This window comes from Catenibacillus scindens (assembly GCF_014202115.1).
Taxonomy (GTDB): domain Bacteria; phylum Bacillota; class Clostridia; order Lachnospirales; family Lachnospiraceae; genus Catenibacillus; species Catenibacillus scindens.
Window position 1 is genome coordinate 68,807 of the sequence record NZ_JACHFW010000006.1, and the last position, 16,109, is coordinate 84,915.

Here is a 16,109-nt window from a genome sequence, read left to right on the forward strand (position 1 = left end):
ATTATACTATATAGTTAAGCTTAATTTCGAATAGATCCTGTCAAAGCTATTTTAATCAAACTCGCTATTTCGGTCAAGACTTGGAGAAGGATAATTTTAAACAAAATTGATAAATTTAGTCATCATTTTTTGGTAACTTATACGACACAAGCCGCTCTGTCAGCATCCGGTTCACCAAACCCGGATCAGCCTTGCCCTTCATCTGTTTCATCACCTGTCCCACAAGGAAACCGAGAACTTTTGTTTTTCCACCCTTATACTCTTCCACCGTCTTCGGGTTGTCACTCAGCACTTTATCTGTGATCTCCTCCAAAAGACCGGTATCTGTGACAGTTTTTAAGCCTTTTTCTTCCATATAAATTTCCGGATCCGCATCGTCAGTGAAAATAGCTTCAAAAACTTTCCGGGCGTTCTGATTGTTCAGATCCCCTTTATCCGTCAAAGTGATCAACGCGGCAAGATGTTCCGGCGCAAAAGACACATGATCCAGATCTACAGAAGTTTCTCTTGCCAGGCGGATCGTCTCTCCGGTCAGCCAGTTAGCTGCCTTCTTTGCCTGCCCGCACAGACTTACTGTCTTTTCAAATATTTCCGCAATATTTCTGGAATCCGTGAGGAGGGCCGCTTCATCCTCTGTAAGTCCCCAGCTTTCCATATAGCGGGCCGCTTTTTCCTCCCGCATTTCCGGAAGGTCCTCATTTGTCCGCGCCATCCACTGCTCGTCAATATACACAGGAGGGAGATCCGGATCCGGGAAATAACGGTAGTCCTTGGCGTCCTCTTTGGAACGCATGGCGTAGGAGTATTCTTTATTGTCATCCCAGCGCCGGGTTTCCTGCTCAACCTGGCGTCCTTCCTCCAAAAGCTCAATCTGGCGCTCCCGCTCATTATCAATGGCCCGGACGATTGCCTTAAAGGAGTTCAGGTTTTTCATCTCCGTGCGCACGCCCAGCACATCGCTCCCGACTTCCCGGACAGAGAGGTTTACATCGGCCCTCATGGAGCCTTCTTGAAGTTTACAGTCGGAGATACCAAGGTAACGGCATATACTTCTCAGTTTTTCCAGATAGGCAATGACTTCTTCCGAGTTTCTCATATCCGGCTCAGACACAATCTCGATGAGGGGCACGCCGCTCCGGTTAAAATCCACAAGGGAACTGTCCTCCCACTCATCGTGAACCAGCTTGCCCGCGTCTTCTTCCATATGCATCTCATGGATGCGAACCCGCCGGGTTCCCCCGCCGGTGGAAATATCCAGCCATCCGTCGTGACAGATGGGCAGATAAAGCTGGGATATCTGATAGTTCTGTGGATTATCGGGATAAAAATAATTTTTGCGGTCAAAGCGGCACAGCCGGTTGACATGACAGTGGGTGGCCGCTCCGAGAGCCAGGGCATCCTCCACTACCTGACGGTTTAATACCGGGAGGGCTCCTGGGAGGCCTGAACATACCGGACAGATATGGGTGTTGGGAGCGCCGCCAAACTCTGTGGAACATCCGCAGAAGATTTTTGTTTTTGTTGAAAGCTCCACATGGACTTCCAGACCGATGACAGTTTCATATTGCTTGGACATTACAGCGCCTCCTTTACTTCTTCCGACGGCGCCTCAGACGCCATCCAATTTCCCCGCAAAACTTCATAGGCAGCAGCTCCCCGGACAACAATATCATCTTTAAAGCGCTGGCCGATCAATTGAAGGCCCACTGGCAGGCTACCGGTCTGGCCGCAGGGCATGGACATAGCCGGAAGTCCGGCAAGGTTGACGGCAACCGTGTAAATATCGCTTAAATACATTTTCAGCGGGTCGGTGAGACTGGTGCCGAGCTTTGGGGCTGCTGAGGGAGCCGCCGGCGCCAGGATAAGGTCATATTTTTCAAAAGCCCGGTCAAAAGCCTCCTTGATCAGCCGGTTTGCCTTGAGAGCCTTAATATAGTAAGCGTCATAATAGCCGGAGCTTAAAACAAAGGAACCAAGCAAGATCCTCTTCTTTACTTCCCAGCCAAAGCCCTGGGCTCTTGTCTTTTTATACATATCGTGAAGATCGCCGGCCCCTTCTGTCCGATATCCGTATTTGACGCCGTCAAACCGGGCCAGGTTGGAGCTGGCCTGGGCGCAGGCGATAATATAGTAGGCCGGGATCATATACTGTGTCATTCCAAGGGAAAATGTTTCCACAATGGCTCCCCCGGCTTTCATGGTATCCGCGGCTTTCAATACAGCGTCCCGGATCTGAGGATCAATGCCGCCGGTAAAATATTCCTCCGGTACGCCTACCCGCATCCCCCGAAGTCCCGCGGCCACAGCCTCCGGCGATATTTTATATTCTTCCCACAGGCCGGAAAAATCCAGAGATTCCCCGGCCACGCATGTGCTGTCCCGCCGGTCAGGCCCGGAAATAATTTCAAGCAGCGCCGCGCAATCCGCCACATTTTTTCCCACAGGGCCGATCTGATCCAATGAGGACGCATAGGCGATCAGACCGTACCGGGACACTGTGCCGTAGGTAGGCTTCATTCCCGCAACGCCGCAGTATGCGCTGGGCTGGCGGATGGAGCCGCCGGTATCGGAACCCAGAGCGGCAAATACCTCATTAGCGGCCACGGCAGCGCAGGAGCCGCCGGAGGAACCGCCGGGCACATGATCTGTATTTCTCGGATTTCTTGTGATCCCCATGGCGCTTGTCTCCGTGGTGCTTCCCATGGCAAATTCATCCATATTTGTTTTTCCGATAATAACGGCCCCTGCCTCCTTCAGCCGTTCAATAACATGGGCGTCGTAGGGCGGCACATAATTTTCCAAAATTCTGGAAGCGCAGGTGGTAGCCACTCCTTTAGTGCATATATTATCTTTCACTGCTACCGGAACGCCGGCCAAAGGCCCGGTGTATGTCCCGTCCATAATGCCCTTCTGGACTCTTCTGGCCTCCGCCATAGCCCGCTCCCGGTCAATGGTAATAAACGCATGGACCTCCGATTCCATGGCGTCCATCCGGTCAAAGCAGGCCTGGGCCGCTTCCACGGCAGTCAGCTCTTTTTTCTTTATCTTTTGCCCGATCTCAAGGGCAGATAACTGTTCTATTCCCATAAATCTATCCTCCAAAATTCATTAGTGACGGATTAAATGGTCTTAGGCACCATATACTGCCCGTCTTTTTGTTTTGGCGCTCCTGCCACGATCTCCGATTTAATATCATTGTCCTCAATAACGTCATCTCTGAACACATTTCCGCGGTCATACAAATTCACAAGGGGCTCTACATTGTCTGTGTCCAGGGTATTTAACTGCTCCATATAGTCAAGGATTTCCTGCATTTTCTCCATGGCCTGAGCCCGTTCCTCGCCGGTAAGGCTTAATTTCGCGAGAATTTCCACATTATCCATAACCTGATCATCAATAACTATTTTTCCCATGGTATTCCTCCTCATTCTGTTACGGCTCCAGCCGGTTTAAATCTCTTGGGAACAGACATGCCTCCCGCACATTATCCTCCCCAAGAATCTGCATGGTCAGCCGCTCAAGGCCGATCCCCAGCCCGCCATGGGGAGGCATACCGCAGCGGAATGCCTCAAGATAGGTTTCAAGGCCCTCGGTGGTCATTCCCCTGGACTCAATCTTGCCTAAAAGCATCTGATAGTCATGGATACGCTGTCCGCCGGTAGTCACTTCAAGCCCCTTGTAAAGGAGGTCAAAACTTAATGTAAATCTGGAATCTTCCGGATCATCCATGGCGTAAAAAGGACGTTTTTTCGATGGATAGTGGGTGACAAAAACAAAATCTGAGCCGTATTCTTCCTGAAAATATTTTCCAATAAGACTCTCCTCTTCCGGTTCCAGATCATAGGGATTGCGGATTTTTCTCTGATATTTTTCAGAAACCAGTTCTTTGGCCTCATCAAAACGCACATAGGGAATCTGGTCTACCTTTGGCAGGGTAATTCCCAAAAGCTTTAAGGAATCGCTGTAGTTTTTCTCCAGAAATTTCATTGTATGCTGAAGAAATCCTGTCTCCATCCGGCAAATATCTAAGAAACTTTCAATATATCCCATTTCAAAATCCAAACTTGTATATTCATTCAAATGACGCCGTGTGTTGTGTTTTTCTGCACGAAATACCGGCCCCGTCTCAAAAACCCGGTCAAAGACACCAACCATCATCTGTTTATAAAGCTGCGGGCTCTGCTCCAGGATGGCCGGCTTGTGAAAATAAGATAATTTAAAAATATTTGATCCGCCCTCAGCGCCTTTGGCGCCGATTTTCGGAGTGTGAATCTCGGTAAATCCCTGGCTGTATAAAAAGTCTCTGAAGCCCCGGACAACCCCTTCCTGTATGCGGAAGCGGGACAGCTCACGGATATTCCTTAAGGAAACGGGACGGAGATTTAACTTTGTCTCAAGAGATGTATTTAATTTCCACTTAGCCAGCGGCAGGGGCAGAGGCGCCGACGTCCGGGAAAGAATGGTTATCGTGCGGATACATAGTTCCCGCCCGTGAACCGCTCTTGGTTCCAGGCGCACGGTGCCTTCCGCCCGGATATAGTCCCCGTCATGAAGCTGGGAAATATCCATGTTCGTCTTCTGATCTTCCCACACGGTCTGAATCAGCCCGCACTGCCGCCGGAGGATAATAAACGCGATCTCACCCATATTCCGGATACTGTGTATCGCGCCTTCCAGACACACGGGACGGTCGCTGCCCGCGCAGGCAATAAACTCCTGTAAATCCATACTTTTTGAAACTACTTCACCTGTCACAAATTCCATACAACACACTTCCTTAATTTATTTTTAAGACTCGCCCGCGAGTCCTGCGCGGGACTCAGGTCAGCGATAGCTGATATCTTCCCTATATGATAAAAAATCCTGGCAATATCCCGCCATCTGGGGATACTCCAGGATTGGACATTTTCGATCACTCCATTGTGATCACTCCAACATCATTTAATTTCTAAGGTACAGGTCATTATACTTCATCATACATTAATGTGAGGATCATCTGGGCCGTCTCAACCATATTCGTCCCATTATCCATACTGCACTTCTGTATATAGCGGTGAGCTTCCTCCTCGGAAAGATGATTCCGCTCCATGAGCAAGAACTTTGCATTGCGTATATAATTTTCCTCCTGCCATGTCCTTTTTTTCGGCTTTTTCTGATCTTTCTTCCGGCTCCGCTGAAGCTGTGAAAGCATCATGGATACGGTGTTGATCAGATCAGACACCCGAACCGGCACAGACAGGGCAAGAATACCGCTGTCACCGTCCTGGAGCATTTCCGGCTTTCCCACAAAGAGAAGCTGGTAATATCTGGGCAAGCAGTCTGAAAGCTGTTTATAGTACATGTCCGGAAGACTGTAGCCGCTGATTACAATGCCAAAATCATCTCTCCCTGCTTCCACCAAGGCCGCCGCCCCGGTGGACACACAGACCACATTGGTAAAACCGTGGGAGATGAGAACACTTTTTATTTTTCCTGCGGTTTCCTGCTTTTTCAGTGCTATAATAACAACACTCATTTGTGTCCCCATCCCCCTTTCTTTATGATCACATACAGTACAGGTACTGGCTCAGCTCCCATTCGGAAATCTGCTCCATATAACTTTCCCATTCCTGCTCTTTTTTCTCTAAATACTCATCGACAAACCCGTTCCCCAGAACCGCCCGGATAAGTTCATCTTTTTCCATTTCCGCCAGAGCCACGCTTAAATTGGCAGGCAGTGAATCAATGCCCGCTTTTTTCTTCTCTTCCCTGGACATTTTTCTCACATCCACATTGATATCACCGGGAGCCTGAAGATCCTTCTCAATCCCTTCAAGTCCGGCGGCCAGGCATAGGGCAAACAGAAGGTAGGGATTAGTGGCGCCATCGGGGCTTCGCAGCTCAAGGGCTGTATCCCCGTTATTTTTATGGCAGGCATGGAGCAGCGCCCCGTTTTGCCGGCAGGACCATATAATATTGTATGGGGCCTCAAATCCAGTAACCAGACGTTTATAGGAATTAACCAGAGGATTGCTAATGGCTGACATCCCTTTAATATGCTTCATGAGGCCGGCGATAAAACCATAGGCATCTTTGCTCAACCCCCTGGAGTCTGACGGGTCAGTGAATACATTTTTCCCATTTTTTATCAGCTTCATGTGGATATGCATTCCGGAACCATCTACATCCGCGCTTGGCTTGGGCATAAATGTGGCATGAAGGCCGTGACGTTTGGCCACAGTGCGGGCCGCCACCTTAAAGGTCATAATCTTATCCGCTGTCTCCAGCATATCAGAGTAGAGAAAATCAATTTCGTGCTGGGCCGGCGCCAGTTCATGGCGAGATGAGTCAATATCGTATCCCATGTCCTCCAGGGTAAGAATGATGTCTCTGCGGGCGTTTTCCCCAAGATCCAGAGGAGTGGTATCCATGTATCCCGCCTTCTCGTGGGTAATATTGGTCGGCATACCGTTGTCATCGGTGTGAAACAGGAAAAACTCGCATTCCGGGCGGACACAGATTTCATACCCCATCTCTTTTGCCCTGGCCATCACTTTTTTCAAAATAGACCGGGGGCTACTTTCGCACAGTCTCCCGTCCATATGGTAGATATCGCAGATGAAGCGGGCCACTTTTCCCTGCTGGGGACGCCACGGCAGGATAGTAAATGTGGAAAGATCAGGATAGAGATAATACTCATTTTCCTCGGAATTTCCCAGCCCGTCAATGTAATCTCCATTAATGACACACTGATTATCCAGCGCTTTCATCAGACGGCTGACAGGAATGGCTATATTTTTCAAAACGCCAAACATATCCGTAAACTGCAGCCGGATAAATTCTACGTCTTCTTCTTCAACCATATGAAGGATCTGTTCCTTCGTGTAATTTTTCATACTTACTGCTCTCCTTTACTACGAGATTCCGGCGCAGCCGGTCACATTTCCCTGTAATTGCAAAAAAGGCGCTCTTACCCCTGATACTTTCAGGTAAGAACGCCTTTGTTCTCTTATAAAACTGCTCTTTATTTTTCGTATTATAGCAATCTACAACGGCAATGTCAAGGTATAATTTTGGCGATTCATCTCAATACAATATATTAACCGTTACTATTAACCAATGACTGCAAAAGCTTTTCTAAAATCAAAGGATGTTTAGGTCAAAAGGTCTTTTGACCCCATGATGCCACGGATTTCTCCGCGCTTTGCGCTCTCGAAAATCTACGCTTCGCTCCGGTCGGTGCTAAACAGGCGCCACTGGCGCCTAGCACCCTAAAAACATTCGAAATCGCTCATTTTTCATCGAAAAAGGCAGAATAAAACAATAGCATCGGGCTTTTTTCGGTGTTATTTTTATATTTTTTATGTTAAAATAATCTTACTGGAGAGACATCTCAAAGGAGGGATATTCTTAACCGCAACAGAGATGTGGTAAAAAAGATGGGCATGGGAGCTGAGTTTGTCATTCTTGGGCTGGAAAACCAGTCCCACGTTCACTATGCCATGCCTCTGCGTATACTTCTTTATGACGGGCTTAATTACTTTAAAGAATACTCCCAAATAGCAAAAAATAACAAAAGAGAAAAACGGATTTCTAACACAGAATTTCTTTCTGGATTTAAAAAGACTGACCGTCTCCATCCAGTCTTCACCATTGTTGCCTACTACAGCGAAATCCCATGGGACGGTCCTAAATGTCTAAAGGACATAATGCTCCCCATGGCTCCGGAACTGGAATGTTACTTTAACGACTATTCCTTGAATCTACTCCAGATCTGTGATACCAGCAGCTATATCTTCCATCACCCTGACGTCAATGCTGTCTTCGACCTGATCCACAAGGTGACAGAGCTTCCCATTGCAGAAATCGAAGCTATAAAGAAGACTTTGACCTTATAGTCCTTTTCTCAGCAGACATCTCGTAAACAGTGCAGGGGCCGGGTAAAACCCGGCCTCTTTACGTTATTTGTCATTCCACTGCCCTGGAAATTTCTGCATTCCGGGCGTCTCAAAACCTTTAGTAAACACCTGATTTTCTTCTTCAGACAGACTTTCAAAGAATTCCGCTTCAATATAACGGCCGCCGAAGGCTGACAGTCCGCCGGGAACGAGTTCAATTCCCATAAAGGCGTCAAAGTTTTTTCCCTCAGCCGTCGTTATTCCAAAATGGTCACATGTCTTAAATCCCAATCTCGGATAGTAATCCGGCTCACCCATAATAACCACCCCTTCGTATCCGGCCTTTCCCACCAGTTCCAGAGTTTCTTTAAGCAGCCGTTCCCCCACACCGCAGCCCTGCCACTCTGGCGCCACGCATAAAGGGCCAAAGGTCAGTATCTCTTTACGGCCATGGTCGTTCTCAAGAAGACTTTTAGAATAAAAAATAGCTCCAACAATCTCATCACCAATGACAGCAATCCTGGACAAATCCGGAAGATAGATATCCTGCTTACGAAGCTGATGTACAAGAAAATGCTCATTGCACCCCTGCCGGTACTTATTCCAAAAAGCATCTAAAACCATCTGTTCCACCCTTTTGTACTCTTTTGGCCGCTCCGGTCGGATCACTATATCTTTTTCTGCCACTTTCCGGTCTTTCCTCAAAAAATATCCCATATTAAACCGTACTTCCCGGCGCTCAACATCCTGATTACTGTAACAGCAGGTATCCAGACCGATAAGCTTAAAGCCTTCACTCTGATAAAAAGCAATGGCCGCCGTATTGCAGGACTGAGTTTCCAAAATCACAGCGCGCCGGTGTTCTAATCGGGCCTGCTCTTTAGCTACAGCCATCAGCCTGTGTCCGATTCCACGACGGCGTAAATCTTCGTGAACCCACAGCTCTGTCACCACCAGCCGATTGCTCCACTCCTCCGGACATGTTTCAATAGCCGCCAAAAGTCTGGGCTTTTCCCCCACATCATCCACGATCCCCCAGGCAAAAGCTTTTTCCCAGTGAGGCTGATACAGCCGGTCCGGGAAATCATACTCTTCCGGCGTATGTGTAATGGACTTATCCACAGTCCTCTTTGAAATTTTAATATGATATCCACAATCATTCTCCGAAAGATCTACATCAAAGTATGACTGCGTTGTATATCCCATCGGCAAAATTTCCCCTTCCCACTGTTCTTTGGGAAGATGGACAATATTATACTCTGACTTATCTGTTCTTTCCTCTGTCATTTTAAATAATCTTCTCTATAATGTTTGTTGTACTTGTTTTCTGTTTAAAACGCAGATATTATTTAACAAAAATCCTGCGCGCCATCCCGCCTGTGTCCAAGGACCTGAAACGACCGGGATGTATATTCCATAAATTCTATCCGGTTGCCTTCCGGATCATGAACCCAAAACTGTTTTGTAAAATCCGGGCCCATATTTATAGGTGAATCCGGCACAATACCATTTTTAATAATTGTCTCCCATGTATCTTCCAGATTCTCCACCTGGATCGCCAAATGCTGGTACCCGTAATATCGAGACATTTCCGGGCAGTCCTTCAAATCTTCGTAACAATAAAAAAACTCCAGGAATTGGTTTGTCGCCATTTCCACGTAAGTGATCAGAGGCCGTCCGGGATGAGCCTTGGCAGACTCAATATACACCTTTGAATGAGGCGAAGGCACAATCCCCTGAGACTCCTCATAGCGGGAAAAATCCAGGATATCGTCCGTTGTCAGCGTAAACTTTTCCCTCATACCCAGCTTGCTGCAGTAAAACTCCAACATCTTTTCCATATTTTTCACGTTAAACCCAATATGTGAATACGAACAGATCTTAATCATAATTACTCCTCTCCGATCAAAATAGTCAGTTTGTTTTGATTATATCAAACCTTCCGGAAAGGAACAAGAAAATACTCTCTGCGGCCAGGACAGGCATTTTCAGAAATTTTCCCTATATCTCTCCTTAAACGGAGTATTTTTTGTCATAAAAAACGTAGTTTTCTATGATAAAAAACCTGTGAAAAAACGAAAACAGGTTTTTTCACAGGTTTCACAACACTTATCCCTGATGGCTGAACTGTTATTACAGATTTGTATAGCCCATCAAAGACTCATCCACAGCTCTGGCGGCCTCCCGTCCTTCATGGATGGCCCACACGACAAGGGACTGGCCACGGCGAGCATCGCCGGCAGCAAATACCCGGTCTGTGGATGTTTTATAATCCACATCGTTGGCCGCAATGTTACTCCGGCCGTCTGTGGCTGTCTTAAAAGCGTCGGCGACATATTTCTGGGCTCCCAGGAAACCGGCGGCAATGAGAACAAGCTGAACGTCCATCAGCTTTTCAGAGCCTTCCACAGGTACCATAGCCGTGCGGCCGGTCTTTTCATCTTTCTGAGGCGTCAGGCTGACAATCTTAGCCTTACATACATTGCCTTTTTCATCTTTGATAAACTCAGACACAGTGGTCTGGTATACACGGGGATCTTTGCCGTAGACTGCGGCGGCTTCCTCCTGGCCGTAATCAGTTTTTAAGACTTTTGGCCACTCTGGCCACGGATTGGAGGCCGCGCGCTCCTTTGGCGGCATCGGCATCATTTCAAGCTGCACCACGGACTTGGCGCCAAGGCGCACCGATGTGCCTACACAGTCATTACCTGTGTCGCCGCCGCCGATAACAAGGACATTTTTTCCTTTGACAAAATTGCACAGACTGTCCTTTTTGTCCGGAACCATATAAGTTTTGCGGCTGTCCTCATCACCCACGCTTCCGGGTTTAGCCTCTGTCAGTGCTTTTGTCACCGCGCCGAGAAAGTCAACGGCGAAGTAAATATTTTTGGCGTCCCTTCCAGGCACGCTGATATCCCTTGGGTTGGAGGCGCCGCAGGCTAAGATCACCCGGTCATAGTCCTTTAAAAGCTGGGTGGCCTTTATATCTTTGCCAACGTCCACGCCGATTTTAAACTCAACGCCTTCCTCTTCCATTAAGGCTACGCGCCGGTCAATAACCCATTTTTCCAGCTTCATGTTAGGAATACCATAGCGAAGAAGTCCGCCGATCTTGTCGCTGCGCTCAAATACAGTGACCGAGTGTCCCCGGCGGTTGAGCATCATGGCTGCCGCCAGCCCCGAAGGGCCACTTCCCACAACAGCAACCTTCTTTCCGGTGCGGATTTTCGGCGGGCAGGCCTCCACCCAGCCGGAGGCAAAGGCACGTTCAATAATGGATTTCTCATTCTCTTTTGTGGCTACTGGAGCGTCGTGAAGGCCGCAGGTACATGCAGCTTCACACAGCGCCGGGCACACCCGCCCTGTAAATTCAGGAAAGCAGTGGGTTTTAGCCAGCCGGCGGTACGCCTGCTCCCAGTTTCCTGTGTAAACCAGGTCATTGGTTTCCGGAACCAGATTGTGGAGCGGGCATCCGGAGGTCATGCTCCCCACAAAACCTCCGAACTGGCAGAAGGGCACGCCGCACTCCATGCAGCGGGCACCCTGCCGGCTCTGCTCCTGAGTGGAGAGAGGCGTTTTGAACTCATTAAAGTGCTTGATTCTTGTAAGCGGAGCCTCAGACGTGGCATCCTTGCGTTCATATTCTAAAAAACCTGTTGATTTACCCATGTCCGTTCACCTCCTGCTTATTTCGCGAAGCTTTCATAAAAAGCTTCCATCTGTGCCTGCTGGGTACTCATTCCTTTTTCCTCAAGCTTTGAGCTTAACGCGATCATGCGCTTAAAGTCATTGGGGATGATCTTTTTAAATTTGGGAAGATATTCTTCAAAATTGTCCAGGATCTTTTTGCCCCTCTGAGAGCCGGTAGCTTCCACATGCTCCCGGATCATTTCGCGAAGCTCCTGAATATCGTATTTATTTTCCACCTTCTCAATGGAAATCATATCTTTATTTAAGTTTCTGTAAAGATGATTGTTTTCATCCAGAACATAGGCAATACCGCCGCTCATACCTGCCGCGAAGTTTTTCCCTGTTTTTCCAAGGACAACAACCCGGCCGCCGGTCATATATTCGCAGCCATGCTCGCCTACGCCTTCCACAACAGCCCATGCGCCGGAGTTGCGCACGGCGAAACGCTCGCCGGCCACACCGTTAATGAATACCTTTCCTGATGTAGCGCCATATAAGGCCACATTTCCGGCGATAATATTTTCCTCAGCCACATATCCGGCGTCTTGGGGCGGGAACAGAATAAGCTTTCCGCCGGAAAGACCTTTTCCAAAATAATCGTTGGTATCGCCGCACAGTTCCAGTGTCAGACCCGATGGGATAAACGCGCCAAAGCTCTGTCCGCCGGCGCCTTTGCAGTGAATGGTCAGCGTATCTTCCGGCAGTCCCTCCTTATGCTCTCTTGTGATCTGAGCGCCCAGAAGGGTACCAAAAGTACGGTCCGTATTGCTCACATTCACAGACAGTTCCGCCTTTGTTCCATTATCAATGGCGGTTTTAAACCGCTTTAACAGCACTTTTTCATCCAGCGTTTTCTCTAACTGGAAATCATAGACTTTGGACGGATTAAAGATCACGTTCTGTCCATCGCCTAAAATAGCGCCAAGATCCACTTTGGAAGCGGCCGGAGACTGGCAGTTTTCTTTCACTTTCAGCATATCGCTGCGGCCGACCATCTCATCCAGTGTGCGGAAACCGAGGCGGGCCATATATTCCCGAAGTTCCTGAGCCACAAAGCGCATAAAGTTTTCCACGTATTCCGGTTTTCCGGCAAAGCGCTTGCGAAGCTGGGGATTCTGGGTGGCAATACCTACCGGACATGTATCCAGGTTACACACACGCATCATCACACAGCCCATAGTTACCAGGGGCGCTGTGGCAAAACCAAATTCCTCGGCGCCAAGGAGGGCGGCCACCGCCACATCCCGGCCGGTCATCAGCTTGCCGTCGGTCTCAATACGCACCCGCTCTCTCAGACCGTTTTGGATAAGAGTCTGATGGGTTTCCGCGAGGCCAAGCTCCCAGGGAAGTCCGGCGTTGTGGATGGAGCTTTCCGGAGCTGCTCCGGTACCGCCGTCATAACCGGAAATAAGGATAACCTGAGCCCCGGCTTTGGCCACACCGGCGGCAACAGTTCCCACGCCGGCCTCAGACACCAGTTTGACGGAAATACGGGCGTATTTGTTGGCATTTTTCAAGTCATAGATCAACTGAGCCAAATCCTCGATGGAATAAATATCGTGGTGAGGCGGCGGTGAGATCAGACTCACGCCGGGGGTGGAGTGACGGGTCCTGGCAATCCACGGATAAACCTTTTTCGCCGGGAGATGTCCGCCCTCGCCAGGCTTTGCTCCCTGAGCCATCTTGATCTGGATTTCACGGGCGCTGACAAGGTAACGGCTGGTCACGCCGAAACGTCCGGAAGCCACCTGCTTAATGGCAGAACAGCGGTCCACATCGCTTCCCGCAGAATCCAGACGCTCATCGCTCTCGCCGCCCTCGCCGGTGTTGGACATGCCGTGAAGATGATTCATAGCGATAGCCAGTGTCTCATGGGCTTCCTCGGAAATAGAGCCGTAGGACATGGCGCCGGTCTTAAACCGTTTTACGATCTCATCCACACTCTCCACTTCTTCCAGGGGAATACCTTTTTCCGGATAATCAAATTCCATCAGGCTGCGCAGATAACCGTTGCGCTCAGTATCTGCCATAGCTGAAAACTTCTTAAAAAGTTCATAGCTGCCTTCCCGTGTACACTGCTGGAGGAGATGGATAGTTTCGGGATTATACCGGTGTTCCTCGCCGCCGCTGCGCATTTTGTGCCATCCCATACTGTCCAGTGTGAGATCTGTGCCAAGTCCCAGTGGATCAAATGCCTTAGAATGGCGCTCATCAGCTTCTTTTGCAATATCGTCCAGGGTAATGCCGCCCACACGGCTGACAGTTCCGGCAAAATAGGTGTCAATAACCTCCGGGGAAATGCCGATGGCTTCAAAAATCTTAGAGCCCTGATAGGACTGGATGGTGGAAATACCCATTTTGGAAGCGATCTTTACAATACCGTGGAGAACTGCGGAATTGTAATCACTTTCCGCCGCGTAGTAATCTTTATCCAGCATTTTTTCGTCGATAAGCTCCCGGATAGATTCCAGAGCCAGATAAGGATTCACCGCGGTGGCTCCGTAACCTAAAAGGGTTGCAAAATGGTGAACTTCCCTTGGCTCACCGGATTCCAGGATCAGTGACATGGACGTCTGTTTTTTCGTCACAACAAGATGCTGATGCACTGCGGCCACCGCCAGCAGAGACGGCATAGGCACATGGTTTTCATCCACGCCCCTGTCTGAAAGGACAAGGATATTGGCCCCGTCAGCGTAAGCTTTGTCCACCTCCACATACAGGCGGTCGATGGCCCGCTTGAGGTTGGCGCTCTTATAATAAGTAATGGGCACTACAGCTACTTTAAAGCCGTCGGCCTTCATATTTTTAATTTTCAGCATATCCGTGTTTGTCAGGATGGGATTATTGATTTTAAGCACCTGACAATTTTCCGGGCGCTGTTCCAGAAGATTGCCCTTCTTACCTACATACACAGAGGTGCTTGTGACGATCTCCTCCCGGATAGCGTCAATGGGCGGGTTCGTTACCTGGGCGAAAAGCTGCTTAAAATAGTTAAACAGAGGGGGATGTTTTGTGGATAATACTGCCAGAGGCGTGTCATCTCCCATGGCCGCCGTCCCTTCCGCGCCGTTTAAAGCCATGCTGTAAATGGACTTGCGAAATTCCTCATAAGTATAGCCAAAGGCTTTCTGAAGGCGGCTGCGCTCCTCGAAGGTGTATTCTTCCATGCGCATGTTAGGTATTTTAATATTTTTAAGTTCCAGAAGGTTGGAATCCAGCCACTCGCCGTAAGGGCGGGCTGCCATATATTTTTCTTTCACCTGGGCGTCATCTAAAATTTCCCCGGTCCGGGTGTCCACCAGGAGCATTTTGCCCGGATGAAGGCGCTCTTTTAAAACGATTTCTTCCTCAGGCACCGGCAGAACGCCTACCTCGGAGGCCAGAATTACATCGCCGTTTTTAAGGACATAATATCTGGACGGGCGCAGGCCGTTCCGGTCAAGAACCGCACCCATCAGCTCGCCGTCGGAAAATACAATAGACGCCGGGCCGTCCCAGGGCTCCATCATTGTGGCATAATACTGGTAAAAATCCCGCTCATCCTGGGAAATTGCCGGGTTGTTGGCCCAGGGCTCAGGGATGGTGATCATTACCGCCAGGGGCAGGGGCATACCGCTCATAGTCAAAAATTCCAGAGTATTGTCAAGCATAGCTGAGTCGGAACCGTTGGTGTTAACTACTGGAAGGATTTTGTGAAGCTCCCCTTCAAAATAAGGGGAGGCCATGGTTTCCTCACGGGCCAGCATCTTGTCGGCATTTCCCCGGATGGTGTTGATCTCGCCGTTGTGAACAATAAAACGGTTGGGGTGTGCCCGCTCCCAGCTTGGGTTCGTGTTGGTGCTGAAACGGGAATGAACCATAGCGATAGCTGATTCATAGGACTCGTCCTGAAGATCCCCAAAGAAAGTGCGCAGCTGTCCCACTAAAAACATACCTTTATATACAATAGTCCGGCTGGACATAGAGACAACATAAGTATTGTCATTACTCTGTTCAAAAATACGGCGGGCAATGTAAAGTTTGCGGTCAAAATCAAGTCCCACAGCCACATCTTCCGGCTTCTGGATAAACGCCTGGATAATCCGGGGCATACATTCTCTGGCTTTCTGTCCGAGAACTGCCGGGCAGACCGGAACTTCCCGGTAGCCAAGAAGGGAAAGGCCCTCTTTTTCCACAATCACTTCAAACATTTTTCTGGCCTGGTTGTATTTCAATTCGTCCTGAGGGAAGAAAAGCATGGCAATACCGTAAGTTTTTTCCGGCCCCAGTTCAATGCCAAGGCTGCGGCATGTTTTGGAGAAGAATTTATGTGAAATCTGAAGCAGGATACCAACGCCGTCACCGGTCTTTCCTTCAGCGTCCTTTCCTGCGCGATGTTCCAGATTCTCAACAATTTTCAGCGCATTTTCCACGGTACGGTGGCTTTTCTGTCCTTTGCTGTTGACAATGGCACCGATACCGCAATTATCATGTTCAAATTCAGGGCGGTACAGACCGCTTTGACGGGTAGCCTGTCTCATATTTGAAAAATCCTCTCTTTCT

Annotated in this window: 11 protein-coding genes; 1 reads left to right on the forward strand and 10 read right to left on the reverse strand. The window is 49.0% G+C overall.

Translation table 11 applies throughout. The annotated features are described in order from the left end of the window. Positions 1–115 precede the first annotated feature (115 nt). The 6 genes from gatB to HNP82_RS08920 all read right to left on the reverse strand — a co-directional run bounded on the left by gatB (position 116) and on the right by HNP82_RS08920 (position 6,875). The gene (gene gatB / locus HNP82_RS08895; protein WP_183773502.1) at positions 116–1,576 is read right to left on the reverse strand and encodes an Asp-tRNA(Asn)/Glu-tRNA(Gln) amidotransferase subunit GatB; all 1,461 of its coding nucleotides are present in this window, start codon (positions 1,574–1,576) and stop codon (positions 116–118) included. Then, the gene (gene gatA, locus HNP82_RS08900) at positions 1,576–3,087 is read right to left on the reverse strand and encodes an Asp-tRNA(Asn)/Glu-tRNA(Gln) amidotransferase subunit GatA (RefSeq protein WP_183773504.1); all 1,512 of its coding nucleotides are present in this window, start codon (positions 3,085–3,087) and stop codon (positions 1,576–1,578) included. The genes gatB and gatA overlap by 1 nt, the downstream gene beginning before the upstream one ends. Before the next feature lie 32 nt (positions 3,088–3,119). Then, positions 3,120–3,413, reverse strand: a complete 294-nt coding sequence (gene gatC, locus HNP82_RS08905) for an Asp-tRNA(Asn)/Glu-tRNA(Gln) amidotransferase subunit GatC (RefSeq protein ID WP_183773506.1) — start codon at positions 3,411–3,413, stop codon at positions 3,120–3,122. A gap of 19 nt (positions 3,414–3,432) precedes the next feature. After that, positions 3,433–4,764 carry an aspartate--tRNA(Asn) ligase gene (gene aspS / locus HNP82_RS08910; protein ID WP_183773508.1) on the reverse strand — a complete coding sequence of 444 codons (1,332 nt, stop codon included), beginning with the start codon at positions 4,762–4,764 and terminating at the stop codon, positions 3,433–3,435. A 199-nt stretch (positions 4,765–4,963) separates the two neighbouring features. After that, a complete protein-coding gene (locus HNP82_RS08915) occupies positions 4,964–5,515 on the reverse strand; it encodes an ANTAR domain-containing response regulator (protein WP_183773510.1) in 552 nt (183 codons plus the stop codon). A gap of 28 nt (positions 5,516–5,543) precedes the next feature. Beyond that, positions 5,544–6,875, reverse strand: a complete 1,332-nt coding sequence (locus HNP82_RS08920) for a glutamine synthetase family protein (protein WP_183773512.1) — start codon at positions 6,873–6,875, stop codon at positions 5,544–5,546. 543 nt (positions 6,876–7,418) lie between these two features. Between HNP82_RS08920 and HNP82_RS08925 the strand changes: the two genes are divergently transcribed. Continuing rightward, positions 7,419–7,877: a hypothetical protein gene (locus tag HNP82_RS08925; RefSeq protein ID WP_183773514.1), complete on the forward strand. Its 459-nt coding sequence runs from the start codon at positions 7,419–7,421 to the stop codon at positions 7,875–7,877. A gap of 63 nt (positions 7,878–7,940) precedes the next feature. Here the strand turns inward: HNP82_RS08925 and HNP82_RS18030 are convergent, their stop codons facing one another. The 4 genes from HNP82_RS18030 to gltB all read right to left on the reverse strand — a co-directional run bounded on the left by HNP82_RS18030 (position 7,941) and on the right by gltB (position 16,087). Further along, a complete protein-coding gene (locus HNP82_RS18030) occupies positions 7,941–9,164 on the reverse strand; it encodes a GNAT family N-acetyltransferase (protein WP_243164709.1) in 1,224 nt (407 codons plus the stop codon). Between the two features lie 62 nt (positions 9,165–9,226). After that, the gene (locus HNP82_RS08940; RefSeq protein WP_183773516.1) at positions 9,227–9,766 is read right to left on the reverse strand and encodes a VOC family protein; all 540 of its coding nucleotides are present in this window, start codon (positions 9,764–9,766) and stop codon (positions 9,227–9,229) included. Between the two features lie 244 nt (positions 9,767–10,010). Next, positions 10,011–11,546: a glutamate synthase subunit beta gene (locus tag HNP82_RS08945; RefSeq protein ID WP_183773518.1), complete on the reverse strand. Its 1,536-nt coding sequence runs from the start codon at positions 11,544–11,546 to the stop codon at positions 10,011–10,013. A gap of 17 nt (positions 11,547–11,563) precedes the next feature. Then, entirely contained in the window at positions 11,564–16,087 is a 4,524-nt protein-coding gene (gene gltB, locus HNP82_RS08950) for a glutamate synthase large subunit (protein WP_183773520.1), read from the reverse strand. Between the last annotated feature and the right edge of the window lie 22 nt (positions 16,088–16,109).

Coding starts and splice junctions, on each gene's coding strand:
- gatB (WP_183773502.1), bottom strand. CDS start 1,576: ATGTCCAAGCAATATGAAACTGTCATCGGTCTGGAAGTCCATGTGGAG.
- gatA (WP_183773504.1), bottom strand. CDS start 3,087: ATGGGAATAGAACAGTTATCTGCCCTTGAGATCGGGCAAAAGATAAAG.
- gatC (WP_183773506.1), bottom strand. CDS start 3,413: ATGGGAAAAATAGTTATTGATGATCAGGTTATGGATAATGTGGAAATT.
- aspS (WP_183773508.1), bottom strand. CDS start 4,764: ATGGAATTTGTGACAGGTGAAGTAGTTTCAAAAAGTATGGATTTACAG.
- HNP82_RS08915 (WP_183773510.1), bottom strand. CDS start 5,515: ATGAGTGTTGTTATTATAGCACTGAAAAAGCAGGAAACCGCAGGAAAA.
- HNP82_RS08920 (WP_183773512.1), bottom strand. CDS start 6,875: ATGAAAAATTACACGAAGGAACAGATCCTTCATATGGTTGAAGAAGAA.
- HNP82_RS08925 (WP_183773514.1), top strand. CDS start 7,419: ATGGGCATGGGAGCTGAGTTTGTCATTCTTGGGCTGGAAAACCAGTCC.
- HNP82_RS18030 (WP_243164709.1), bottom strand. CDS start 9,164: ATGACAGAGGAAAGAACAGATAAGTCAGAGTATAATATTGTCCATCTT.
- HNP82_RS08940 (WP_183773516.1), bottom strand. CDS start 9,766: ATGATTAAGATCTGTTCGTATTCACATATTGGGTTTAACGTGAAAAAT.
- HNP82_RS08945 (WP_183773518.1), bottom strand. CDS start 11,546: ATGGGTAAATCAACAGGTTTTTTAGAATATGAACGCAAGGATGCCACG.
- gltB (WP_183773520.1), bottom strand. CDS start 16,087: ATGAGACAGGCTACCCGTCAAAGCGGTCTGTACCGCCCTGAATTTGAA.